Annotated in this window: 23 protein-coding genes; 14 read left to right on the top strand and 9 right to left on the bottom strand. The window is 52.6% G+C overall.

The features are described from left to right. Positions 1-69 precede the first annotated feature (69 nt). Positions 70-1,119, bottom strand: coding sequence for a YeiH family putative sulfate export transporter (locus tag AC791_RS15170; RefSeq protein WP_049841244.1), 1,050 nt, complete (start codon positions 1,117-1,119; stop codon positions 70-72). Between the two features lie 120 nt (positions 1,120-1,239). Between AC791_RS15170 and yieE the strand changes: the two genes are divergently transcribed. Together yieE and AC791_RS15160 are read left to right on the top strand one after the other, a co-directional pair. After that, positions 1,240-2,106, top strand: a complete 867-nt coding sequence (gene yieE / locus AC791_RS15165) for a DNA-binding transcriptional regulator YeiE (protein WP_049841243.1) — start codon at positions 1,240-1,242, stop codon at positions 2,104-2,106. Positions 2,107-2,287: 181 nt separating this feature from the next. Then, the gene (locus tag AC791_RS15160) at positions 2,288-3,757 is read left to right on the top strand and encodes an amino acid permease (protein ID WP_049841242.1); all 1,470 of its coding nucleotides are present in this window, start codon (positions 2,288-2,290) and stop codon (positions 3,755-3,757) included. Positions 3,758-3,811: 54 nt separating this feature from the next. Here AC791_RS15160 and fghA read toward each other — a convergent pair whose 3' ends face one another. Continuing rightward, positions 3,812-4,648: an S-formylglutathione hydrolase gene (fghA, locus tag AC791_RS15155; protein ID WP_049841649.1), complete on the bottom strand. Its 837-nt coding sequence runs from the start codon at positions 4,646-4,648 to the stop codon at positions 3,812-3,814. Positions 4,649-4,784: 136 nt separating this feature from the next. Here fghA and AC791_RS15150 point away from each other — a divergent pair, with 136 nt between their 5' ends. The 7 genes from AC791_RS15150 to mglC all read left to right on the top strand — a co-directional run bounded on the left by AC791_RS15150 (position 4,785) and on the right by mglC (position 13,040). Continuing rightward, positions 4,785-5,933 carry a YbfB/YjiJ family MFS transporter gene (locus AC791_RS15150; RefSeq protein WP_049841241.1) on the top strand — a complete coding sequence of 383 codons (1,149 nt, stop codon included), beginning with the start codon at positions 4,785-4,787 and terminating at the stop codon, positions 5,931-5,933. A 104-nt stretch (positions 5,934-6,037) separates the two neighbouring features. Continuing rightward, positions 6,038-6,706 (top strand): GTP cyclohydrolase I FolE, encoded by a 669-nt coding sequence (folE, locus tag AC791_RS15145; protein WP_049841240.1) that lies wholly within the window; start codon positions 6,038-6,040, stop codon positions 6,704-6,706. A gap of 27 nt (positions 6,707-6,733) precedes the next feature. Next, complete coding sequence (gene yeiB, locus AC791_RS15140) at positions 6,734-7,891, top strand: DUF418 domain-containing protein YeiB (protein ID WP_049841239.1); 1,158 nt, start codon at positions 6,734-6,736, stop codon at positions 7,889-7,891. A 155-nt stretch (positions 7,892-8,046) separates the two neighbouring features. After that, on the top strand, positions 8,047-9,072 hold the full coding sequence (galS, locus tag AC791_RS15135) for an HTH-type transcriptional regulator GalS (RefSeq protein ID WP_049841238.1): 1,026 nt from the start codon (positions 8,047-8,049) through the stop codon (positions 9,070-9,072). A gap of 289 nt (positions 9,073-9,361) precedes the next feature. Further along, positions 9,362-10,360: a galactose/glucose ABC transporter substrate-binding protein MglB gene (gene mglB / locus AC791_RS15130; protein ID WP_049841237.1), complete on the top strand. Its 999-nt coding sequence runs from the start codon at positions 9,362-9,364 to the stop codon at positions 10,358-10,360. Between the two features lie 133 nt (positions 10,361-10,493). Continuing rightward, positions 10,494-12,014, top strand: coding sequence for a galactose/methyl galactoside ABC transporter ATP-binding protein MglA (gene mglA, locus AC791_RS15125; RefSeq protein ID WP_049841236.1), 1,521 nt, complete (start codon positions 10,494-10,496; stop codon positions 12,012-12,014). A 15-nt stretch (positions 12,015-12,029) separates the two neighbouring features. After that, positions 12,030-13,040 (top strand): galactose/methyl galactoside ABC transporter permease MglC, encoded by a 1,011-nt coding sequence (gene mglC / locus AC791_RS15120; protein WP_049841235.1) that lies wholly within the window; start codon positions 12,030-12,032, stop codon positions 13,038-13,040. A 42-nt stretch (positions 13,041-13,082) separates the two neighbouring features. Here the strand turns inward: mglC and sanA are convergent, their stop codons facing one another. The 4 genes from sanA to AC791_RS15100 all read right to left on the bottom strand — a co-directional run bounded on the left by sanA (position 13,083) and on the right by AC791_RS15100 (position 16,038). Continuing rightward, on the bottom strand, positions 13,083-13,808 hold the full coding sequence (gene sanA / locus AC791_RS15115) for an outer membrane permeability protein SanA (RefSeq protein ID WP_049841234.1): 726 nt from the start codon (positions 13,806-13,808) through the stop codon (positions 13,083-13,085). 124 nt (positions 13,809-13,932) lie between these two features. Next, positions 13,933-14,817 carry a cytidine deaminase gene (gene cdd, locus AC791_RS15110; protein WP_049841233.1) on the bottom strand — a complete coding sequence of 295 codons (885 nt, stop codon included), beginning with the start codon at positions 14,815-14,817 and terminating at the stop codon, positions 13,933-13,935. 130 nt (positions 14,818-14,947) lie between these two features. Then, positions 14,948-15,643 (bottom strand): CidB/LrgB family autolysis modulator, encoded by a 696-nt coding sequence (locus AC791_RS15105; protein WP_049841232.1) that lies wholly within the window; start codon positions 15,641-15,643, stop codon positions 14,948-14,950. Continuing rightward, positions 15,640-16,038: a CidA/LrgA family protein gene (locus tag AC791_RS15100; protein WP_049841231.1), complete on the bottom strand. Its 399-nt coding sequence runs from the start codon at positions 16,036-16,038 to the stop codon at positions 15,640-15,642. The genes AC791_RS15105 and AC791_RS15100 overlap by 4 nt, the downstream gene beginning before the upstream one ends. A gap of 202 nt (positions 16,039-16,240) precedes the next feature. Between AC791_RS15100 and dusC the strand changes: the two genes are divergently transcribed. Further along, positions 16,241-17,176, top strand: a complete 936-nt coding sequence (gene dusC / locus AC791_RS15095) for a tRNA dihydrouridine(16) synthase DusC (protein ID WP_049841230.1) — start codon at positions 16,241-16,243, stop codon at positions 17,174-17,176. 35 nt (positions 17,177-17,211) lie between these two features. On the opposite strand, the gene yohP is transcribed toward dusC, so the two are convergent. Beyond that, entirely contained in the window at positions 17,212-17,295 is an 84-nt protein-coding gene (gene yohP, locus AC791_RS19925; protein ID WP_071785213.1) for a small membrane protein YohP, read from the bottom strand. Positions 17,296-17,522: 227 nt separating this feature from the next. On the opposite strand from yohP, the gene mdtQ reads away from it, so the two are divergent. Both mdtQ and AC791_RS15085 read left to right on the top strand, forming a co-directional pair. Further along, positions 17,523-18,965 carry a multidrug resistance outer membrane protein MdtQ gene (gene mdtQ / locus AC791_RS15090; RefSeq protein WP_049841229.1) on the top strand — a complete coding sequence of 481 codons (1,443 nt, stop codon included), beginning with the start codon at positions 17,523-17,525 and terminating at the stop codon, positions 18,963-18,965. Positions 18,966-19,022: 57 nt separating this feature from the next. Further along, the gene (locus AC791_RS15085; protein ID WP_049841228.1) at positions 19,023-19,793 is read left to right on the top strand and encodes an SDR family oxidoreductase; all 771 of its coding nucleotides are present in this window, start codon (positions 19,023-19,025) and stop codon (positions 19,791-19,793) included. A gap of 29 nt (positions 19,794-19,822) precedes the next feature. On the opposite strand, the gene AC791_RS15080 is transcribed toward AC791_RS15085, so the two are convergent. Further along, positions 19,823-20,386 (bottom strand): DedA family protein, encoded by a 564-nt coding sequence (locus AC791_RS15080; RefSeq protein WP_049841227.1) that lies wholly within the window; start codon positions 20,384-20,386, stop codon positions 19,823-19,825. A 165-nt stretch (positions 20,387-20,551) separates the two neighbouring features. Here AC791_RS15080 and AC791_RS15075 point away from each other — a divergent pair, with 165 nt between their 5' ends. Together AC791_RS15075 and pbpG are read left to right on the top strand one after the other, a co-directional pair. Further along, positions 20,552-21,139 carry a Yip1 family protein gene (locus AC791_RS15075; protein WP_049841226.1) on the top strand — a complete coding sequence of 196 codons (588 nt, stop codon included), beginning with the start codon at positions 20,552-20,554 and terminating at the stop codon, positions 21,137-21,139. A gap of 171 nt (positions 21,140-21,310) precedes the next feature. Beyond that, on the top strand, positions 21,311-22,243 hold the full coding sequence (gene pbpG, locus AC791_RS15070; protein ID WP_049841225.1) for a D-alanyl-D-alanine endopeptidase: 933 nt from the start codon (positions 21,311-21,313) through the stop codon (positions 22,241-22,243). Between the two features lie 149 nt (positions 22,244-22,392). On the opposite strand, the gene AC791_RS15065 is transcribed toward pbpG, so the two are convergent. Beyond that, complete coding sequence (locus AC791_RS15065) at positions 22,393-22,947, bottom strand: GNAT family N-acetyltransferase (RefSeq protein WP_049841224.1); 555 nt, start codon at positions 22,945-22,947, stop codon at positions 22,393-22,395. Positions 22,948-23,014 lie beyond the last annotated feature (67 nt).

Here is a 23,014-nt window from a genome sequence, read left to right as displayed (position 1 = left end):
AAACTCCTGTTAAACCCGCCAGGGCAGAGCGCTCTATCATAGCGGGTTAACCGGGAGAAGTTGTAAGCTTTATCGCAACAGCGCGTGGACGGCAAAATTGATCGCGCCGCCGCCGACAATGAGCCAGATGAACAGCAGCAGGGCCATGAGCAGCGGTTTGAGGCCTGCTTTTTTCAGCGCGCTGACGTGTGTTGTCAGCCCGAGGGCCGCCATTGCCATGGCGAGAAAGAGCGTGTCGATCATTGTTAACGCATCGACTACCGATTCTGGCAACAGATGGAATGAGTTAAAAATGGCCACCCCAATAAACAGCACTGCAAACCATGGAATAGTAATTTTGCCTTTTTGTCCGCCGCTGGTCGGGGCGAGTTGACGAACCCGGGCCGCCAGAATGAGCAAAAAGGGAGCCAGCATCATCACCCGGATCATCTTGGCAATCACCGCGGCATTTTCTGCCTGCGGTGCTATCGCATGGCCCGCCGCAACGACCTGCGCCACTTCATGTATTGTCGAACCGATATAGATGCCGTAGGTCTGCGGGCTACACCACGTGTCGAGCAGGTGATACATCGCCGGATACAGAAAAATAGCGAACGTGCCAAAAATAACCACCGTCGCCACCGCCACCGTAACTTTACTGGCATCAGCTTTGACGACCGGCTCCGTTGCCAGCACTGCCGCCGCGCCGCAGATACTGCTGCCAGCGCCAATAAGCCAGGTGGTTTGCTTATCCAGACCAAACCACTTTTGCCCGACAAAACAGGCGATCAGAAAGGTGCTGGAGAGCGTCAGAATATCGATCAATACGCCGCTGGCACCGACATCTGTAATTTGTGAAAACGTGAGGCGAAAGCCATAAAGAATGATCCCCAGGCGCAGCAGATGCTGTTTGGCAAACTGTACGCCCGCATCGCAACGTGGGCTGATAGCGGAATACACCGTATTACCCACGATCATGCCGAGCAGAATAGCCAGCGTCAGAACGCTAAAACCTGCGCCTGCGACCGCCGGGAATGCGCCAGCCCACAGTGAAATACCGACCAGCACGGCGCTAAGGAGCAGTCCCGGAAGCAAGTGTGCAGGACGGCGCTGCATAATGTGTGTGGTAAGTTCAGTCATAACCCTCTCCTTTGTCGGTGAATAAGGTTATGCTGCGGCGACATAAAAATAAAATTGATTATATATTTATAATTAATCAGAATAAGTGGTAAGCGCCGTCATCCGGACCCAGGAGCCGTTATGCATATTACGCTGCGTCAAATTGAAGTGTTTGTTGAAGTCCTTAAATGCAGCTCAACCACCCAGGCATCGCAAATGCTCTCACTGTCGCAATCTGCAGTGAGTGCGGCATTAACCGATCTGGAGGGGCAACTTGGCGTTCAGCTTTTTGATCGGGTGGGCAAACGGCTGGTGGTGAATGAGCATGGACGCCTGCTGTATCCGCGCGCGCGGTTATTGCTTGAGGATGCGGGAGAAATCGAAAAACTGTTTAAAGAGGATAACGGGGCCATCCGCGTCTCGGCGAGCAGTACTATCGGCAACTATATTCTGCCGGAAGTGATCGCCCGCTACCGGCATGACTTTCCCGAGTTGCCGCTTGAGATGAGCGTGGGTAACAGCCAGGATGTGGTCAATGCCGTAGCGGATTTTCGCGTTGACATCGGGCTTATTGAAGGACCATGTCACCATGTCGATATTATTGCAGAACCGTGGCTTGAAGATGAATTAACGATCTTTGCCGCGCCGACCTCACCCCTGTTTAATGCACCCGTAACGCTGGATTCTCTGGCCAGTGCGCCGTGGATCCTGCGTGAACACGGTTCCGGTACGCGCGAAATTGTCGACTTCCTGCTGCTCTCACATCTGCCGCAATTCCGGCTGGGTATGGAATTAGGTAACTCTGAGGCTATTAAACATGCGGTGCGTCATGGTCTGGGGATCAGTTGTCTTTCCCGGCGCGTTATTGCTGAACAGCTGGCGGCGGGTACGCTGTGTGAGGTAAAAGCACCGGTGCCGCGTTTGACCCGGACGTTATGGCGCATTAGTCATCGTCAGAAGCGGTTGTCAAAAGCGTTAGTGCGTTTTCTGACGTACTGCGGCAGCTAATGTTGCTTTCTTCACGCCTGTTATTGTCTGTTCGAATAACTCGCCAGAAGGTAAAGCGACTGCTTTACTTATAATCCCGACAGGATCATGAAGCTCTCTTATAACTGCGCATTTGTGCCGGATGAGAGCCGTTTGGTCTGCTACAATCGCGCCTCGATTGACGGATGGACAGTATTTTCCTATGGTTTCGCAAAATAAAACCACACAAGCGCCCGCGTTACGTCGCGAACTGAAGGCGCGTCACCTGACGATGATTGCCATTGGCGGCTCTATTGGTACAGGTTTATTTGTTGCCTCCGGGGCGACAATTTCTCAGGCCGGCCCCGGTGGCGCGCTATTATCTTATATTCTGATTGGGTTGATGGTTTATTTCCTGATGACCAGTCTGGGTGAACTGGCGGCATATATGCCGGTATCCGGCTCTTTTGCCACTTACGGGCAGCAATATGTCGAAGAAGGCTTTGGCTTCGCGCTGGGCTGGAACTACTGGTATAACTGGGCGGTCACCATCGCCGTCGATCTGGTTGCCGCGCAGCTGGTCATGAACTGGTGGTTCCCGGATACGCCCGGCTGGATCTGGAGCGCGCTGTTTTTATGCGTGATTTTCCTGCTGAACTACATCTCGGTAAAAGGCTTCGGTGAAGCAGAATACTGGTTCTCGCTGATTAAAGTTGCGACGGTCATTATCTTTATTATCGTCGGCGTTATGATGATCCTCGGGATTTTCCAGGGCGCTAAGCCGGCAGGCTGGAGTAACTGGAGCATTGGCGAAGCGCCATTCGCCGGGGGATTTGCGGCGATGATCGGTGTGGCAATGATTGTTGGCTTCTCTTTCCAGGGCACGGAGCTTATCGGTATTGCCGCCGGGGAATCTGAAGAGCCGGAGAAAAACATTCCGCGCGCGGTGCGTCAGGTCTTCTGGCGTATCCTGCTGTTCTATGTCTTCGCGATCCTGATAATCAGCCTTATTATCCCGTATACCGATCCGAGCCTGCTGCGTAATGACGTGAAAGATATCAGCGTCAGCCCGTTCACCCTGGTGTTCCAGCACGCCGGTCTGCTGTCTGCGGCGGCGGTCATGAATGCGGTGATCCTGACCGCAGTACTGTCGGCCGGTAACTCAGGTATGTATGCCTCGACCCGTATGCTGTACACCCTGGCCTGCGATGGTAAAGCGCCGCGTATTTTTTCCCGGCTGTCAAAAGGCGGTGTGCCGCGTAATGCGCTGTATGCCACCACCGTGGTAGCCGGTTTATGCTTCCTGACCTCCATGTTTGGTAACCAAACCGTTTATCTGTGGTTGCTGAACACGTCCGGCATGACCGGCTTCATTGCGTGGCTTGGGATTGCGATCAGCCACTATCGCTTCCGTCGTGGCTATGTGCTGCAGGGCAACGATATTAACGATCTGCCGTACCGTTCTGGCTTCTTCCCATTCGGTCCGATCTTCGCTTTTGTACTGTGTCTGATCATTACTCTGGGCCAGAACTATGAAGCGTTCCTTAACGATACTATTGACTGGGGCAGCGTTGCGGCGACCTATATCGGTATCCCGCTATTCCTTCTTATCTGGTTCGGTTATAAGTTCAGCAAAGGGACGCACTTTGTGAGTTACCGGGATATGCACTTCCCGGAACGATTCAAGAAATAACGCTTCCTGAGAAGATGATAAGCCCGGCAGATGAAATACACTGCCGGGCTTTTTTTATTTCAGCAGATGACCGGCGTGAAAGCGCAGATGATCCTCAATAAATGAGGCAATGAAATAGTAGCTATGATCGTATCCCGGCTGGCTGCGCAGGGTCAGCGGCCAGTTGCGCTCTTTTGCGACCTCTGTCAGACGTGCAGGCTGAAGCTGATCGGCAAGGAACTGATCGCTGTCGCCCTGATCGATAAGCATCGGTATACGGTGTTCTTGCGCAGCAGTCTGCATTAACGCGCAGCTATCCCACGCCTGCCAGGCAGCAGTATCTTCGCCCAGATAGGCCCTGAACGCTTTTTGGCCCCACGGCACGTTAAGCGGATTCACGATAGGCGCGAAGGCCGACACGCTGGTGTATTTACCGGGGTTTTTCAGCGCCATGATTAATGCGCCGTGGCCGCCCATTGAATGGCCGCTAATCGCGCTGCGATCGCAGACGCTGAATTTATCCTGGATCAGCGCAGGCAATTCATCGCGTAAATAATCGTACATCTGATAATGGGCCGCCCACGGCGGTTGCGTGGCGTTAAGGTAAAACCCCGCGCCTTTGCCCAGATCGTAGCCCTCATCATCGGCCACCTCATCACCGCGTGGGCTGGTGTCCGGCATCACCAGTACGATACCCAGCTCAGCCGCAACGCGCTGGGCGCCGGCTTTAGTGGTAAAGTTTTCATCATTGCAGGTTAAACCCGACAGCCAGTACAGTACCGGTGGCGGGGTAGCCTGGCGCGGCGGCGGGAGAAAGATGCTGAATGTCATGGTGCACTTCAGCGTGGTAGAGTCGTGCCGCCAGCGTTGCTGCCAGCCTTCAAAACAGCGGTGTTCTTCGAGCAGTTCCATAGAGGCTCCCTGGTCATAATGTAAAAACATTTTAACATCATACAGGCGATTCACCTGCGGTGAGTAATTTTCACTTCCCCATGACTCACACATATTGCATCATAAACATAACTTTACATTAACACCTGAGGTGGACATGGCGCTGCGGATCGCGTTCAGCGGCTTTATTGTTCTGGTCGTCGCAATGGGAATAGGGCGCTTTGCTTTTACGCCTCAGGTTCCGCTGATGATCGCCGATGGACAGCTTACCCTTACCAGCGCCGGGCTGGTGGCAGCGATAAATTATCTGGGCTATCTGGCTGGCGCGTGGGATGCCATGCGCGCCCATCGCCATGTCGAACTGCGGCTCTACATCGGTATTTTTGGCGTTATAGCGCTGACTTTTTTCTCGGCGCTGGCCGATAATCCGCTGGTACACGGCGCGCTGCGTTTCGCTATTGGCGCAATGAGCGGCTGGACAATGGTAATGATAGCCGGCTGGACTAACGAACAGCTCTCCCGTCTGGGGCGTCCCGGCCTGAGTGCAGCCGTGTTCGCCGGGCCGGGAGGCGGTATTGTGATGACCGGTTTGCTGGCGGTGGCCATTCAGGCCAAAGCCGTAAACGCATCCGATGCCTGGCTCATCTATGGCCTGCTGGCGCTGATTTTAATTGCTTTTATTGCCCGCTATTTACCTCGTCCCGGTGCGCTGCATCGCCGCGGTGAAGTCCCTGTCCCGCTGATATTGACGGCCGATCTGAAACGGCTGGTCTGGAGTTATGCTCTCGCCGGTTTTGGCTATATTTTACCTGCGACATTTTTGTCGCAGATGGCGGCGCTGCGGTTTCCGGGGAGCGTGTTAGCCCAGTTCGTCTGGCCGTTATTCGGCGCGGCAGCGATCGTGGGTATTGCACTCAGTATTCTCATGCGCAATGTGGGCCACAGCTACCAGCGGCTGGCCGTCGTACTGTGGTTGCAGGCGGCAGGCGTGCTGGCTGCCTGGCTTGTTCCTGGCATGACGGGTCTGGTGCTCGGTGCCGTACTGGTGGGCGGCGGTTTTCTCTGCGCGCTTCAGCTCTCATTACAGTATGGTCGCGAGCTGGCTCCGGATCACACTCGCTATATGGCCGGGTTGCTGACCACGGTCTATGCCGTTGGCCAGTTAGTGGGGCCGATGACGTCAGCATTATCAAGCTGGCTGACTCACCGTCTGGAGCCTGCGCTGGGCGTGGCGGGTATAGCATTGCTGATTGCCGGCGCACTGGTATGGAAACCGCATAGCCAAAGGCAACAGCAATTGCAATAATTAATATGGTGAATACTGGATTATGTGCGCCGCCTCACGCACAATATGTACGCACTTTGCTCAATCAAGGCAAAGGCAGTCACACCTGCCGGAGAACTATAACGATGTCATTACTCAGTAAAGAAGCTGCACTTGTTCATGAAGCGCTGGTTGCTCGCGGGCTGGAAACGCCTCTGCGCCCGCCGGTGCACGATATGGACAACGATACCCGAAAACGCCTGATTTCCGGGCATATGACCGAAATTATGCAGCTGCTAAATCTCGATCTGAGCGATGACAGCCTGATGGAAACGCCAAAACGTATCGCCAAAATGTACGTTGACGAAATTTTTTCCGGGCTGGATTACGCCAATTTCCCGAAAATTACCGTTATTGAAAATAAAATGAAAGTGGATGAAATGGTGACGGTGCGGGATATCACGCTGACCAGCACCTGCGAACATCATTTTGTGACCATTGATGGTCATGCGACGGTCGCCTATATCCCGAAAGAGTCGGTGATTGGCCTGTCCAAAATTAACCGCATTGTGCAGTTTTTTGCCCAGCGTCCTCAGGTTCAGGAACGTCTGACGCAGCAGATCCTGACGGCGCTACAAACGCTGCTGGGCACCAATAATGTCGCGGTATCTATTGATGCAGTGCATTATTGTGTTAAAGCGCGCGGCATTCGTGATGCCACCAGTGCCACTACCACAACCTCTCTGGGCGGACTGTTCAAGTCGAGCCAGAATACCCGTCAGGAGTTCCTGCGCGCGGTGAGGCATCGCAGCTGATCGTATTCATCAGGCAAAAGAGGCACCATGGAACGAAATATTACGCTGGATTTTGTGCGTGGCGTGGCGATTCTCGGTATTTTGCTGCTGAATATTACCGCGTTCGGTTTGCCGAAGGCGGCCTATCTTAATCCTGCGTGGTATGGCGAAATCACCCGCAGCGATGCCTGGACCTGGGCAATACTCGATCTGCTCGCCCAGGTTAAATTTCTTACGCTGTTTGCCCTGCTCTTTGGTGCCGGGCTGCAACTGCTGCTGGCGCGCGGTAAACGCTGGATCCAGTCGCGATTAACGCTACTGGCGCTGCTGGGTTTCCTGCACGTGCTATTTTTTTGGGAAGGCGACATCCTGCTGGCCTATGCGCTGATTGGCCTGGTATGCTGGCGGATGATCCGCGATGCGTCAAACAACAAGGCGCTTTTTAATACCGGTGTTGCACTCTATGTAATGGGTATTGGCGTTTTGCTCCTGCTGGGCGTCATCGCCGGAGAGGGCAATCCACGGTCGTGGGTGCCGGATATGGCTAATTTGCAATATGAGCACTACTGGCGCATTCAGGGCGGGTCTGAGGCCATCAGTAACCGTCTGGATATGCTGTCGAATAATTTACTGGCGCTGGGTGCACAGTATGGCTGGCAGCTGGCCGGGATGATGCTTATCGGCGCCGCATTAATGCGCAGCGGCTGGCTGAAAGGGCAGTTTAGTCTCTCGCACTACCGTCGTACCGGCATAATACTGATAAGTATCGGCGTCATTGTTAACGTACCCGGCATCGTTATTCAGTGGTATACCGGCTGGAATTATCGCTGGTGTGCCTTCCTGTTACAGGCTCCGCGTGAAGTGAGTGCTCCGTTTCAGGCTATCGGCTATGCAGCGCTGGCGTATGGCTTCTGGCCACAGCTATGCCGCTTTCGGCTGACAGCTGCCATCAGCCGGGTAGGGCGCATGGCGCTGAGTAACTATCTGCTGCAAACGCTTCTCTGCACCACCTTGTTCTGGCATTTCGATCTGTTTATGAAATTCACCCGCTGGCAGCTGCTGGCTTTTGTGCCGGCTATTTGGCTGGTGAATATCCTCTTCTCCGCTGTCTGGCTGCGTTATTACCGTCAGGGACCGGTGGAATGGCTGTGGCGGCAATTAACCATACGTGCTTCAGGGGTATCATTTTCCGGTACATCCAGATAACGATCTGGATCACAATCATTAACAAAATGAATGTAACCGCTTTCATCTGTGTGACCTCTCTCACGTAGTCATCGTCTTATCGCTGCCAGAATAAGCCCTTGCTAATCACAGGGGGTGGCCGTGAGTCGCTGCAATTTACAACCGGGTGGTGATAAATGATCACCATTCGTGATGTCGCCCGTCAGGCGGGGGTTTCCGTCGCGACCGTTTCAAGAGTCCTGAATAATAGCGCGCTGGTCAGCCCTGAGACCCGCGACACCGTTATGCGTGCCGTCTCAGAGCTTGGATACCGTCCTAATGCGAACGCGCAGGCGCTGGCAACCCAGGCCAGCGATACCATTGGCGTGGTTGTCATGGATGTATCGGATGCCTTTTTCGGTGCGCTGGTGAAAGCCGTGGACATGGTGGCTCAGCAAAATCAGAAGTATTTGCTGATCGGGAATAGTTATCATGAAGCGGAAAAAGAGCGTAACGCCATTGAAGTGCTGATTCGTCAGCGCTGTAGCGCGCTTATTGTTCACTCTAAAGCACTGAGCGACGATGAACTTAGCGACTTCATGCAGCATATTCCCGGCATGGTGCTCATTAACCGCATTGTTCCCGGCTTCGCCCACCGTTGTGTATGCCTTGATAATATCAGCGGTGCGCATATGGCGACGAAAATGCTAATTAATCATGGGCATCAACGTATCGGCTATCTTGGCTCCAGCCACAGCATTGAAGATGATGATATGCGCAAAGCCGGGTGGCTACGGGCGCTGGCTGAGCAGGACATTGTTCCGCCAGAGAGCTGGGTCGGCGTTGGATCACCCGATTTGCAGGGCGGTGAGGCTGCTATGGTGGAACTGCTTGGACGTAACTCCGGGCTGACGGCGGTATTTGCTTATAATGACAGTATGGCCGCAGGTGCGCTGACGGCGTTGAAAGATAATGGCATTGTTGTTCCGCAGAATCTGTCACTCATTGCTTTCGATGATATTCCACTGGCGCGCTATACCGATCCACAATTGACGACGGTGCGCTATCCCATCGCCTCTATGGCCAAACTGGCTACCGAGCTGGCACTACTTGGGGCCGCAGGTAAGCTGGATCGCAATGCGTCTCACTGCTTTATGCCCACCCTCGTCAGACGCCATTCTGTCGCCCATCGACAAACTGTGGGGCCGATCACTAACTTATAGTTTTCCGTGATGTAACCGTTTTCAATTTGTGAGTAAATTCACAGTATCTTAACAACACGATAGCTATGATGACATCGTTTGCAAGACTGAAACACTATGTAACGGTGTTTTACAACACGAGCCATAGCGAACGGACCTGTAACACATAATAAAGCGCATTACTGGAGCATTACCGAAAACGGAAGGCAGAACATTAAAAGTGAATTCGGCATGCAGTAATCCTCCTTAAGGCGCTGCCTGCCACCATTATTCACCCGTACTACCCTGCATAACAAAAACCGGAGATACCATGAATAAGAAGGTGCTTACCCTGTCTGCTGTGATGGCAAGCATGTTATTTGGTGCGGCTGCTCACGCTGCCGATACCCGTATTGGCGTGACGATTTATAAGTATGACGACAACTTTATGTCTGTTGTGCGTAAAGCCATTGAGCGCGATGCTAAAGAAACCCCGGATGTTCAACTGCTGATGAATGACTCGCAGAATGACCAGTCTAAGCAAAACGACCAGATTGACGTATTGCTGGCCAAAGGCGTGAAAGCGCTGGCCATCAACCTTGTTGACCCGGCAGCAGCAGGCACCGTTATTGAGAAAGCGCGCGGACAAAATGTCCCTATCGTTTTCTTCAACAAAGAACCTTCCCGTAAAGCGCTGGACAGCTATGACAAAGCGTTTTATGTCGGCACCGATTCTAAAGAATCCGGCATTATTCAGGGTGATTTGATCGCCAAACACTGGGCAGCAAACCAGGGTTGGGATCTGAACAAAGACGGTCAAATTCAGTTCGTTCTGCTGAAAGGTGAACCGGGTCATCCGGATGCTGAAGCGCGTACTACCTACGTTATTAAAGAGCTGAACGACAAGGGCATTAAGACTCAGCAGCTGGCGTTGGATACTGCCATGTGGGATACCGCTCAGGCGAAAGACAAAATGGATGCCTGGCTGTCCGGTCCTAACGCTAACAAAATCGAAGTGGTGATTGCTAACAACGACGCCATGGCAATGGGTGCCGTAGAAGCTCTCAAAGCACACAATAAGAGCAGCGTTCCGGTATTCGGCGTCGATGCTCTGCCAGAAGCGCTGGCGCTGGTGAAATCCGGTGCACTGGCCGGTACGGTACTGAACGATGCTAACAACCAGGCTAAAGCCACTTTCGATTTAGCGAAAAATCTGGCGGCCGGTAAACCTGCGGCAGATGGCACTAACTGGAAAATTGAAAATAAAATCGTCCGCATTCCGTATGTCGGCGTGGATAAAGACAACCTGTCCCAGTTCAGCAATAAATAAGTTTTTTTAACTTTGGGCGCGCGCTGGTGCGCCCGATTACCTATGACAAAGACATATCCTGACGTAGTCGGGGGGCGTGTTGTGCGCGCCACGGCAGACAGCGGGAATAACACTATCGCAGCCAGGTATAGCTATGGTCAGCAATAACACAGAGTCGTCAGGCGAATTCTTGTTGGAAATGAGCAATATCAACAAGTCCTTTCCCGGCGTTAAGGCACTCGATAATGTTAATTTAAAAGTTCGTCCTCACTCTATTCATGCATTAATGGGAGAGAACGGTGCGGGTAAATCAACATTATTAAAATGCCTTTTCGGGATCTATCAAAAAGATTCCGGGAGTATTATTTTTCAGGGCAAAGAGATCGACTTCCATTCGGCAAAAGAGGCGCTGGAGAACGGCATCTCGATGGTACACCAGGAGCTGAACCTGGTATTACAACGCTCGGTTATGGATAATATGTGGCTGGGACGTTATCCCACCAAAGGTATGTTTGTCGATCAGGACAAAATGTACCGCGATACGAAAGCGATTTTTGACGAGCTGGATATTAATATCGATCCACGGGCGCGCGTCGGCACCCTGTCCGTGTCGCAAATGCAAATGATTGAGATCGCCAAAGCCTTCTCCTATGATGCCAAAATCGTCATTATGGACGAGCCAACATCGTCATTAACGGAAAAAGAAGTTGGGCATCTTTTTACTATCATTCGTAAATTGAAAGATCGCGGCTGCGGTATCGTTTATATCTCCCATAAAATGGAAGAGATATTCCAGTTGTGTGATGAAATTACTATTCTGCGCGATGGTCAGTGGATTGCCACTCAGCCTCTGGAAGGGCTGGATATGGACAAGATCATCGCCATGATGGTTGGACGTTCGCTCAACCAGCGCTTTCCGAACCGTGAGAATATACCCGGAGAGGTTATTCTTGAAGTTCGCAATCTGACTTCCCTGCGTCAGCCTTCTATCCGCGATGTCTCTTTTGATTTACATAAAGGCGAAATTCTCGGGATTGCCGGTCTGGTCGGGGCGAAGCGTACTGATATTGTGGAAACGCTTTTTGGTATCCGTGAAAAATCAGCCGGCACAATCAACCTGCACGGTAAAAAGATTAATAACCACAGTGCTAACGAGGCTATTAATCACGGTTTTGCCCTGGTGACCGAAGAAAGACGTTCAACCGGTATTTATGCTTATCTGGATATTGGGTTTAACTCACTTATTTCGAATATTCAAAATTACAAAAATAAGGTCGGGCTGCTGGATAACTCACGCATGAAAAGTGATACCCAGTGGGTTATCGACGCCATGCGCGTTAAAACACCGGGACACCGGACGCAGATTGGCTCGCTTTCTGGCGGCAACCAGCAAAAAGTGGTCATTGGTCGCTGGCTATTAACACAGCCGGAAATCCTGATGCTTGATGAACCTACTCGTGGCATCGACGTGGGGGCGAAGTTCGAAATCTATCAGTTGATTGCGGAACTGGCTAAAAAAGGCAAAGGGATCATTATTATCTCCTCTGAAATGCCTGAACTGCTGGGGATCACTGACCGTATCCTGGTAATGAGCAATGGTCTTGTTTCCGGAATTGTTGACACTAAAACCACAACGCAAAACGAAATTCTCCGTCTTGCGTCTTTGCACCTTTAAGATCAGGGGCTCCTCATGAGTGCGTTAAATAAAAAAAGCTTTCTCACGTACCTGAAAGAGGGCGGTATTTACGTCGTTCTTTTAGTCTTATTGGCCATTATTATTTTCCAGGATCCGACGTTCTTAAGTCTGCTGAACCTGAGTAATATTCTGACGCAGTCATCCGTGCGTATTATTATCGCGCTGGGCGTGGCAGGACTGATTGTTACCCAGGGTACAGACCTCTCCGCAGGTCGTCAGGTCGGTCTGGCTGCGGTAGTCGCTGCAACGTTGTTACAATCGATGGAAAATGCCAACAAAGTCTTCCCGGAAATGGCGACCATGCCGATTTTCGTGGTGATCCTGATTGTTTGTGCGATTGGCGCGGTTATCGGTCTGGTCAACGGTATTATCATCGCTTATCTGAACGTAACGCCGTTTATTACCACTCTCGGCACGATGATCATCGTTTACGGTATCAACTCCCTGTATTACGATTTTGTCGGCGCATCACCGATTTCCGGTTTTGACAGTGGCTTCTCAACCTTCACCCAGGGGTTTGTGGCGCTGGGCAGTTTCCGCCTCTCTTACATTACCTTCTATGCGCTGATTGCCGTAGCCTTTGTCTGGATCCTGTGGAACAAAACCCGCTTTGGTAAAAACATTTTTGCGATTGGCGGCAACCCGGAAGCGGCGAAAGTGTCCGGTGTTAACGTGGCGCTGAACCTGCTAATGATTTATGCGCTTTCCGGCGTGTTCTACGCATTTGGCGGTTTGCTGGAGGCCGGGCGTATCGGTTCGGCTACCAATAACCTCGGCTTTATGTATGAACTGGATGCTATCGCGGCCTGCGTAGTGGGTGGCGTGTCGTTCAGCGGCGGGGTGGGAACGGTCTTCGGCGTGGTTACCGGTGTGATCATCTTCACCGTCATTAACTATGGTTTGACCTATATCGGCGTTAACCCGTACTGGCAGTACATCATCAAAGGCGGCATTATTATCTTTGCCGTGGCGCTGGATTCCCTGAAATACGCGCGTAAAAAATAAGACACCTCAAACGCCCGGCAGATTGTCGGGCGTTTTTATTATTCATGACGACGTTCTTGTCTTCGGCTGTAGTTCAAGCAGTTGTTCTGGTGTTACCGCCGGATAATCCTGCGTGTCTTCCGGGATGTCATGACGGGAAGGGATCGGGATCAGCGGGCCTAAGAAACGAGGCTCTCGCTTAAAGAGATAGAGATCGGCCAGCGCGCTGAAACGGGCGCCAAACTCACGTACGCGAACATTCCACATATCTTTTGGTGAAGGCACGGCGTAACACTGCGCCTGGATCCCCATATGCAGGGCAATGAACAGCGCCCGCTCGCAGTGAAAACGCTGGGTAATGATGATGAAATCGTTGGTATCAAACACTTTTCGGGTGCGGACAATCGAGTCCAGCGTGCGAAAACCAGCGTAATCGAGCACGATATCCGCCGGATCGACACCGGCTGCAATCAGGTCTTTACGCATGGTGACGGGTTCATTATAGCTTTGGAGCGCGTTATCGCCGCTGAGCAGTAAATAATTCACTTTCCCACTGTTGTAAGCGTTAAGCGCCCCCTGAATACGGTAGCGGTAATACTGATTGATAACGCCAGTGCGGTAATATTTTGCGGTGCCGAGGACCACGCCAACCTGTCGCCAGGGCAGATCCTGCAACTCGTCATATATATAAGGGGAGGTTTTCCAGCTCATCCACCGATCCAGACCCAGCACGGTTAACAGCAGTAAGCCAATCAGGACTAACAGACTGTATAACAAGCGCTTTAACATGGACCCGGACCCGGCGATGGCGAAAATTTTATTCAGGCTACTTTACCCGTGCGGCAAGCGCAAGAAACAGACGCTCAACTGAGGGGATTTTCATCAATGCGGACCCGCAGGCCCGCATTATGCGTCAGGCAAGGATTACGCGTTCAACGTTCTGACAGCCCAGCGCGTTTAGCGTGGCGCGCGTGGCATCCCACTGAATGAGCGCAGCATCGGCGCTTTCAGCAAGGATGGCCCGCTGGATATCTGCATACTCATAGCCGTTCAGACTAAGCAGGTTAAGTGCGCCTTGCAGCGGTGGCAGAGAAGGGTTAAACGCCGCGTTTTCAGCATAGCTTCCGGCAAATACGCGGCCATCCCGGCATTCAAGAGCCACCCCGGACGGCGCATTGCTGTACGGTGCATGACTGCGGTTGGCAGCGCGAACCGCGGCCTGCGTCAGGGCATCACCTTCGGGGCGAAAACCGTGATCCTCTTCGTCCATCAGCAGGGTTTTGATCTCCAGATCTTTAGGACCAAAGGCATCAGGCAAATAGTGACCCAGCGTATGCACTGCCCGACCCGGCAGATGAATAGCAATGTCGAGTCCGCTATTCAGCTCATTCATAAACTGACGGCAGTGGCCGCACGGCGTGTAATTTACCGTAATGGCCTTCAACGATTTCTCGCCGCGCAGCCAGGCGTGAGTAATGGCGCTTTGTTCAGCATGCACGGTTTGTTGCATTGTCGCGCCGTGAAATTCCATATTGGCGCCAAAGTACCAGGTGCCGCTAACGCCGCGGGAAATCGCGCCGACGTTAAAATTCGACAGATCGGCACGCGCACAGGCAGCCGCGAGGGGCAGGAGCGCGAAGGCCAGCTCGTCTTCGTCCATTCCCGTCACATTTAGCAATGACGAGACCTGCCCGGCGCTCAGCATGGCGGGAAAATGCGCATCTTCCAGTAGAGGTGCCAGCGCCGATTGCATCTTACCCGGAAGCTGCGGTAAAGCAGATTGAAAACGTGGATGCATGGAATTGCCTCATAACAATGTAATGGGATCGTAGTTTACGGGGCGTCACCCGATTTGTAACGTGATCTACATCTCATTATCTGTGCAACTTATGCAATGAAAATGAAATTTGCGCGATGTATCGCAAATTTTAGCCCATAACCGCCAGAATGAGCGGGAACAAAAAGGGCGCAATCAATGATGTCATGATCCCGCAAATCACCAGAGCCAGGGAGCTAAACGCGCCTTCCTGATAATCGAGCTCGGCGCAGCGCGCCGTACCCAGAGCGTGCGAGGCGGTTCCCATCGCCAGCCCCCGGGCGGCTTTAGTGCGGATCCCCATGATATTCAGTAAGGTATGACCGAATACCGCGCCGAGAATACCGACGAAAATAACGCACACGGCGCTAATCGCAGGGATGCCGCCGATACTGCCGCCAACCGCCATTGCAATCGGCGTGGTTACCGATTTTGGCAGCACCGATGCGGCTATTTCCGGTGTCGCGCCCATTAATAGTGCGACGCTGGTGCCGGTGACCATCGCCACTACGCTACCCACAAAACAGATCGTAATAATGGATTTCCAGCGAGCGCGGATTTGATGCAGTTGTTCATACAGCGGATATGCCAGCGCTACCACCGCCGGCTGCAACAAATCGTTCAGGATTTTGCTGCCGCTGAAATAGTGATCGTAGGGAATACCGGTTAACAGCAGAAATGGAATAATGACTACCATGGCGACCAGTAAGGGGTTGAGCAGCGGCATTTTGAAGCGGGCAGCGAGTTTACGGGCCGCAAAAAAGACCGCCAGCGTCAACGGTAGCGACCACCAGATATAGGTCATCATTTTTTAGCCTCCTCCTGGCCGACGACTTTACGTTCGCCATGGATCAGATGTGAACTCCAGCTCACTACCAGAAACACCACCAGGGTACTGATTGCACACGAGACGAAAACCGGGCCAAACTGGGCGCGCAGCACGTCAACATATTGCATTACGCCAACGCCGATAGGCACGAACAGCAGTGCCATATAGCGAATAAGCACATAGCAGCCCGGATTGACCCATTTGGCGGGTAGAATTTGCAGGGCCAGTAAAACAAACAGGATCAACATACCGATAATGCTGCCGGGAATGGTGATTGGCAGCAGCGAGGCGAGGTAGATCCCGGCATATAAACAGGCGTAAATCAGGACAAATGCGCGCAGGTATTGCCAGATGATATTCAGTGTTTTGCTCATGGTCTCAATCCTTACGAAAACGCATTCATCATACAATTAAACTCAAAAGTGTGCTACCGATCACACCATGAATTCGAAGCATACCTGAGATAGAGAGAGGGAACATTAGGCAAATGCACTTATTGCAGCGTGAACGCGGCTGGCGCTTTTAACTATGGCGCGGAGAGGCTAACATAGCGCCTCTTTTTTGACGGGTAAAGATATGCGTGTACTGCTCGCACCGATGGAAGGTGTGCTCGATTCGCTGGTGCGAGGGCTGCTGACTGAGGTTAATGATTACGACTTATGCATCACCGAATTTTTGCGGGTTGTCGATCAGCTATTGCCGGTGAAATCGTTCTATAAACTTTGCCCCGAGTTACATCATCAGAGCCGCACGGCTTCAGGCACCTTAGTGCGTATTCAGCTACTGGGGCAGTATCCTCAATGGCTGGCAGAAAATGCGGCCCGCGCCGTTGAGCTGGGGTCGTACGGCGTTGATCTGAACTGCGGCTGTCCGTCAAAGGCGGTCAACGGCAGCGGTGGCGGGGCCACATTATTAAAAGATCCGGAGCTTATTTATCAGGGCGCTAAAGCAATGCGTGAAGCCGTGCCTGCCCATTTACCGGTGACGGTAAAAGTAAGGCTTGGCTGGGACAGCGGCGCGCGCCAGTTTGAAATTGCCGATGCCGTTCAGCAGGCCGGCGCGACCGAGCTTGCGGTGCACGGGCGGACAAAAGAAGACGGATATAAAGCAGAGCGCATAAACTGGCAGGCGATTGGCGAAATTCGTCGACGACTGACTATTCCGGTGATTGCTAATGGCGAAATCTGGGACTGGCAAAGTGCGCAGGCCTGTATGCAAACTACCGGCTGCGATGCCGTCATGATAGGGCGTGGTGCACTGAACATTCCAAATCTGAGTCGGGTGATTAAGTACAATGAGCCGCGTATGCCGTGGCCTGACGTAGTAGAGTTATTACGCAAATATTCGCGTCTTGAAAAGCAGGACGATACCGGTTTGTACCATGTGGCACGCATTAAACAGTGGTTGGGGTATTTACGTAAAGAATATGACGAGGCGCTGGAGCTGTTCACCGCCATCCGTACTTTTCAGGATTCAGCATCCATTGCACGGGTGATTGACGGCGGATCCTGAAAAACTATCGCCCTCGCGAGGGAGGGCGATAATCATCAGAAAATCATCTTAAACACCCCGGTTACTACCAACAACCCAATCAAAAAAATAATCAAAACAGCCCATAGTAAAATTTTCATCGCGCATTCCCTCTTTGTTGTATTCACAACGAGTATAGGAAAGCACCCTGAAATTTTCCTCCCTGAAGCCTGTTTTTATTCATTAATTTCGTTATGAATCATTTGTCTGATGAATAATTTTCCGGCTGTTTCCTGTTATTACAGGGTGTGTATTGCCACGCGTTACTAAACAAAACTGTCGCACGTCACGTAATCTCGCCCCTCTCTTTTACCTCGCAAAAATAACTATGAACCGTCTTCTGACTTTGACTGCCATGTCAGCGTTGCCGCTGGTTTTCTCTCTGACGGGCTGCGCGCCTTCCCATGACGTTAACCCATCGCTTAAACCGCAGGCACCCGCGGCTTCGGTGAGCACAACATTACCCGCGGCCCTGCAAAACGGATGGCCGCAAAGCCAGTGGTGGCAGCACTATCACGATCCGCAGCTAAGCGCGCTGATTGCCCGTGCGCTTAAGCATGCCCCCGATCTGAGCGTGGCCCGCCAGCGCATTGCCCTGGCGGAGGCGCAGGCTAAAATGGCCGCCGCCGCCGACGGCCCGGCGGTGAACTTTTCATCTGACGTTGAGCGGCAAAAAATGTCAGCCGAAGGTCTGATGGGGCCTTTTGCCCTTACCGACCCGGCAGCCGGAACCACCGGGCCGTGGTATACCAATGGGACTTTCGGCTTAACTGCGGGCTGGGATCTGGACTTATGGGGTAAAAACCGCGCGCAAGTAGAAGGGCGAATCGGCCGGGTGCGCGCACGCAATGCTGAGCTACAGCAGGCGCAACAGCTCCTCGCCAGCAGCGTGGCCCGTCTTTACTGGGAGTGGCAAACGGAAGCCGCCATTAAAACAGTACTCACGACCATCGAGCAGCAGCAGGAGGCTATTGTTGCTGTCGATCGCGCACTCTATCAACAAGGCATTACCTCATCGGTTGAAGGTGCTGAAACCGACATTAACGCCAGCAAAACGCAGCAGAAACTGGCTGACGTCGCGGGTGAGATGAAAATGATTGAAGCCCGGCTGATGGCGCTGACGGATGAGCAGTCCTCATCGCTTGCGCTGCATAACGTGCCGCTGCCTGAGGTTCAGGCGAAGATGCCTGCCACCCTCGGCTATGAATTGCTGGCGCGTCGACCGGATCTCCAGGCCGCTCACTGGTATATCGAAGCGTCACTAAAAGAGGTTGATGCTGCCAAAGCGGCGTTTTATCCGGACGTCAACCTGATGGCCTTCTTACAGCAGGATGCGCTGCACTTAAGCGATCTGTTCCGTCATTCTGCACAGCAGATGGGCGTTACGGCGGGTCTGACGCTGCCAATCTTCGACAGCGGCCGCCTTAATGCCAACCTCGATATTGCCAGCGCGCAAAGCGGACTCTCCATTGCCAGGTACAACAAGGCGGTCGTTGATGCTGTCAATCAGGTGGCGCACGATGCGACCCAGGTTGAAACATTGATGGAGAAGAGTGCCCGCCAGAAGCAGGTCCAGCAAGATGCATCGCGTATTGTGGCGCTGGCAGAAGCCCGGATGAAAGCCGGTCTTATCGCCGGCTCCCGCGTGAATCAGGCCCGAATTCCCGCGCTCCAGGAGCAAATTAATGGTCTGAAATTACAGGGACAATGGCTGGATGCGTCGATTCAGCTGACCTCAGCCCTCGGCGGTGGCTATCATTTTTCGTCCTGAGTCCTGGACTTGCCCGTGGTTTTCTATACTTATCTTCTGAACATAACGGAGGTAGGTATGACGGCAAATAAAGTTGCAGTAGTCACCGCGTCGGATTCCGGCATCGGTAAAATGTGCGCGTTATTTCTTGCAAAGGATGGATACGACATTGGCGTAACCTGGCACTCGGACGAGAAAGGTGCACTGGAGACGGTAAAAGAAGTTGAGGCGTTGGGCCGCAAAGCGAAGGCAGTACAGCTGGATCTCAGCGCATTGCCGGAGGGTGCTCAGGCGCTGGAAACGCTGATTACCCATTTTGGTCGCATTGATGTGCTGGTCAACAATGCCGGTATGATGACCAAAGATCCGTTTCTTGATGTCAAACTTGAAGACTGGCGCGCCATTTTTACCGTCGATGTGGAAGGCGCATTTCTGTGTTCACAGATCGCTGCGAGAAAAATGGTCGAGCAGGGAGAGGGGGGACGCATTATTAACATCACTTCCGTACATGAGCATTCTCCTTTACCCGACGCCAGCGCCTATACCTCGGCAAAACATGCGCTTGGCGGCCTGACAAAATCGATGGCGCTTGAACTGGTAAAACATAACATCCTGGTGAATTCGGTGGCGCCTGGCGCCATCGCCACACCCATGAATGACATGAGCGATGACGATGCAAAACCGGGTTCAATGCCTACTATCCCGCTGACTCGTCCTGGCAAAACTGAAGAGATCGCAAGCCTGGTAGCCTGGCTGTGCTCGGAATATGCCACGTATACGACCGGGCAATCGCTGATTGTCGACGGTGGTTTTATGCTGGTGAATCCACAATTTGCAGGCCTGAAGTAGCGTTCAGTCTCCCCCGGAAACGGTCAGCTTTACTGCCGTTTCCGGCGCTGTTTTAGCCAAAAACGTACCCCGAGAACCAGCGCCACGGCAATAACCAGCCAGATAGCATGTTTCAGATGCTGATTAAAATGATGCAGCCAGGGGCCGATCACTTCCCCGCCGACATAGCCAAGCGTGGTGAAAATCAGCGCCCAGATAATTGCGCCGACAATATTCAGCGGCAGAAACAGCGCTGGCGACAGGCGGCTGGCGCCAATCAGCAGCGGACCGATAATACGAAAACCGTACATAAACCGGCTGCCAATCACAAACAACCACGGACGGCGCTGAATAAGCTCCTGCGCGCGATCGATTTTATCCTGATGGCGACTAAAGCGTGCAAGGATCGGCTTGCCGAATCTGCGTCCTAAAAAGTAGAGAAGCTGGTCGCCAATGATCCCGCCCAGCGCAACGGCGAGTACCACCAGCGGAAATTTAAGCAGTCCCTGATGAGCGGCAACGCCACCCAGTAAAGTCACGGTTTCCCCTTCAGCAAGACTGCCAACCGTCAAAGCAGCATAACCGTACTCGGTAATTAATAGATTAATATCCATGCGTTAAACATTTCTCCTCTTTATATCGCACCTTCCTAGCATAAACCTTGTGTGAAATGTTGCAGAGAGAAGAAAGACAGTCATTTTGCTTCTGTATATAAAATAATCTATTCGTGTGCATTATACTTATGTTTCGGTCGTAATATGTCGAACTGAGGAGATTATATGAACCATGTATGGGGACTTCTCTCTCACCCGCATCGGGAAATGCAGGCGATTAAGCACGAAAACGAAACGGTCTCACATCACTATACGCATCACGTTTTGCTTATGGCGGCTATCCCGGTTGTCTGCGCATTTATCGGCACGACCCAGATTGGCTGGAATTTTGGTGAAAATATCGTGGTACGGCCATCGCTTTTTACCGCGTTTGCGCTGGCCATTCTGTTCTACGCACTCATGCTGGCAGGCGTGGCAGTGATGGGGCGCATTATCTGGTGGATGGCGCGCCACTATCCGCACCGTCCTTCGCTGGCCCGCTGTATGGTATTTGCCGGTTATGTTGCAACGCCGATATTTTTAAGCGGCATCGTGGCGCTATACCCGGTGGTATGGCTGTGCGCGCTGGTCGGTACTATTGCGCTCTTTTATACCGGTTATCTGCTCTATCTGGGCATTCCGACGTTTTTGAATATTAACAAAGAAGAAGGGCTGAGTTTCTCCAGTTCAACGCTGGCCATCGGCGTGCTGGTACTCGAAGTCTTACTGGCCCTGACGGTGCTGTTGTGGGGCTACGGCTATCATTTAATATGATGCCTGCTGCACGGCGGGAACAGACATCCGTCGTGCAGTATTTGGACACGATTCTCCTCTGGCAGTGTACTAGCCCGCCCGGTATGATGCGCTGGCGCGTTTTACATTGATATCTATAATGAATCACGCCCCAAAAACATAACCTGTGCATATAACTACCAGAATCTCATCATGCCGAATTTACGCGTTTCAATGCTTAGCCTTGCGCTGCTGTTGCCGGTGGTTTTCGCCCCGCAAGTGAGTGCTAACACGGCGACCGCAGCCGCTGCCTTAACACCGGAGATTGCCTCCGGTAGCGCAATGATTGTCGATCTTCAAACCAATAAAGTGATCTACGCCAGCCATCCGGATCTGGTACGACCTATTGCGTCTATTACCAAGTTAATGACGGCGATGGTCGTGCTGGATGCCCGTTTACCGCTGGATGAAAAGCTGAAAGTCGACATCAGCCATACGCCGGAAATGAAAGGCATCTATTCACGGGTGCGCCTGAACAGCGAGATCAGCCGTAAAAACATGCTGCTTCTGGCGCTGATGTCATCAGAAAACCGCGCGGCAGCAAGCCTCGCGCATCATTATCCGGGAGGCTATAACGCCTTTATTCGGGCGATGAATGCAAAAGCAAAAGCGCTGGGCATGACCCACACGCGCTATGTTGAGCCAACCGGATTGTCTATTAAAAACGTGTCGACGGCGCGTGATCTGACCCGACTGCTGATCGCCAGCAAGCAGTATCCGCTGATCGGCCAACTTAGTACCACGCGCGAGGATATGGCGACGTTCTCAAATCCGCCCTACACGCTGCCATTTCGGAATACTAATCATCTGGTATACCGCGATAACTGGAATATTCAGTTGACCAAAACCGGATTCACCAATGCCGCAGGTCACTGTCTGGTCATGCGCACGTTGATTAACCACCGTCCGGTCGCGCTGGTGGTCATGGACGCGTTTGGTAAATATACGCATTTTGCTGATGCCAGCCGCCTGAAAACCTGGATCGAGACCGGTAAAACCATGCCGGTTCCGGCCTCAGCGCTAAGCTATAAAAAGCAGAAGGCGGCTCAGATGGCGAGCACCGATTTCACGGCGCAAAACGACTAGGTTACTTATATGGGGCATGTTGCACCCGGTTGTTGCCGGTAGCGTGGTTTTTTAGGGAGACTGGCTTTTATTGCGTGGCTGCGTTTCTCCCTCACCCTAACCCTCTTCCTCAGGGTGAGGGTGGTATTCAACCCACATACAGCAAAAGCTTATTCTGGCAGCGTCCAGTCGCCGTCATTCAGCGGGCGCTGCATAATCAACGTGTCGCGCCAGTCGCCTTTCTTATATCCCACACTGCGTAGTCGCCCGGCGACGTCAAATCCCTGGCTTTGATGTAACTTAAACGAGCCGGCATTATTGTGGCCATCGCCGACAATGGCCAGCATTTGCCGCCATGGACCGCTTTCACAGCGGGCAATAAGCTGTGCCATCAGCCGCGAACCAATCCCGCGTCCGGTCATGGTGGCATCGATGTAAATCGAATCTTCAATCGTAAACCGGTAAGCAGGACGCGGACGATACGGGGTCGCATAGCAGTACCCGACCACCACGCCGCGATAGAGCGCCACCAGCCACGGCAATTCGTGTTTAGCCACCTTTTCCATCCGCTCGCGCATGTCGTCCACCGAGGGCGGAACCTCTTCAAATGAGGCCTGACCGTTTAGCACGTGCCAGGCATACAGCGTGGCAATAGCGTAAACGTCCTCTGGCAGGGCATCGCGCACCTCAATATCGATATCATTCGAAATCTCTACCGCAGACATAACCCGCTTCCTTAAAATAAAAAGCCAGAGAACACTCTCTGGCTCGGTTAGCTACTTTATGACGACC

The organism is Klebsiella sp. RIT-PI-d, from assembly GCF_001187865.1.
Taxonomy (GTDB): Bacteria; Pseudomonadota; Gammaproteobacteria; order Enterobacterales; family Enterobacteriaceae; genus Superficieibacter.
The sequence above is the reverse complement of the archived record's forward strand: the minus strand, read 5'-3'. Positions and strand labels throughout refer to the sequence as shown.

Excerpts from the sequence above, each read along its gene's own strand:
- AC791_RS15170 (WP_049841244.1), bottom strand. The coding sequence starts at position 1,119 with ATGACTGAACTTACCACACACATTATGCAGCGCCGTCCTGCACACTTG.
- yieE (WP_049841243.1), top strand. The coding sequence starts at position 1,240 with ATGCATATTACGCTGCGTCAAATTGAAGTGTTTGTTGAAGTCCTTAAA.
- AC791_RS15160 (WP_049841242.1), top strand. The coding sequence starts at position 2,288 with ATGGTTTCGCAAAATAAAACCACACAAGCGCCCGCGTTACGTCGCGAA.
- fghA (WP_049841649.1), bottom strand. The coding sequence starts at position 4,648 with ATGGAACTGCTCGAAGAACACCGCTGTTTTGAAGGCTGGCAGCAACGC.
- AC791_RS15150 (WP_049841241.1), top strand. The coding sequence starts at position 4,785 with ATGGCGCTGCGGATCGCGTTCAGCGGCTTTATTGTTCTGGTCGTCGCA.
- folE (WP_049841240.1), top strand. The coding sequence starts at position 6,038 with ATGTCATTACTCAGTAAAGAAGCTGCACTTGTTCATGAAGCGCTGGTT.
- yeiB (WP_049841239.1), top strand. The coding sequence starts at position 6,734 with ATGGAACGAAATATTACGCTGGATTTTGTGCGTGGCGTGGCGATTCTC.
- galS (WP_049841238.1), top strand. The coding sequence starts at position 8,047 with ATGATCACCATTCGTGATGTCGCCCGTCAGGCGGGGGTTTCCGTCGCG.
- mglB (WP_049841237.1), top strand. The coding sequence starts at position 9,362 with ATGAATAAGAAGGTGCTTACCCTGTCTGCTGTGATGGCAAGCATGTTA.
- mglA (WP_049841236.1), top strand. The coding sequence starts at position 10,494 with ATGGTCAGCAATAACACAGAGTCGTCAGGCGAATTCTTGTTGGAAATG.
- mglC (WP_049841235.1), top strand. The coding sequence starts at position 12,030 with ATGAGTGCGTTAAATAAAAAAAGCTTTCTCACGTACCTGAAAGAGGGC.
- sanA (WP_049841234.1), bottom strand. The coding sequence starts at position 13,808 with ATGTTAAAGCGCTTGTTATACAGTCTGTTAGTCCTGATTGGCTTACTG.
- cdd (WP_049841233.1), bottom strand. The coding sequence starts at position 14,817 with ATGCATCCACGTTTTCAATCTGCTTTACCGCAGCTTCCGGGTAAGATG.
- AC791_RS15105 (WP_049841232.1), bottom strand. The coding sequence starts at position 15,643 with ATGATGACCTATATCTGGTGGTCGCTACCGTTGACGCTGGCGGTCTTT.
- AC791_RS15100 (WP_049841231.1), bottom strand. The coding sequence starts at position 16,038 with ATGAGCAAAACACTGAATATCATCTGGCAATACCTGCGCGCATTTGTC.
- dusC (WP_049841230.1), top strand. The coding sequence starts at position 16,241 with ATGCGTGTACTGCTCGCACCGATGGAAGGTGTGCTCGATTCGCTGGTG.
- yohP (WP_071785213.1), bottom strand. The coding sequence starts at position 17,295 with ATGAAAATTTTACTATGGGCTGTTTTGATTATTTTTTTGATTGGGTTG.
- mdtQ (WP_049841229.1), top strand. The coding sequence starts at position 17,523 with ATGAACCGTCTTCTGACTTTGACTGCCATGTCAGCGTTGCCGCTGGTT.
- AC791_RS15085 (WP_049841228.1), top strand. The coding sequence starts at position 19,023 with ATGACGGCAAATAAAGTTGCAGTAGTCACCGCGTCGGATTCCGGCATC.
- AC791_RS15080 (WP_049841227.1), bottom strand. The coding sequence starts at position 20,386 with ATGGATATTAATCTATTAATTACCGAGTACGGTTATGCTGCTTTGACG.
- AC791_RS15075 (WP_049841226.1), top strand. The coding sequence starts at position 20,552 with ATGAACCATGTATGGGGACTTCTCTCTCACCCGCATCGGGAAATGCAG.
- pbpG (WP_049841225.1), top strand. The coding sequence starts at position 21,311 with ATGCCGAATTTACGCGTTTCAATGCTTAGCCTTGCGCTGCTGTTGCCG.
- AC791_RS15065 (WP_049841224.1), bottom strand. The coding sequence starts at position 22,947 with ATGTCTGCGGTAGAGATTTCGAATGATATCGATATTGAGGTGCGCGAT.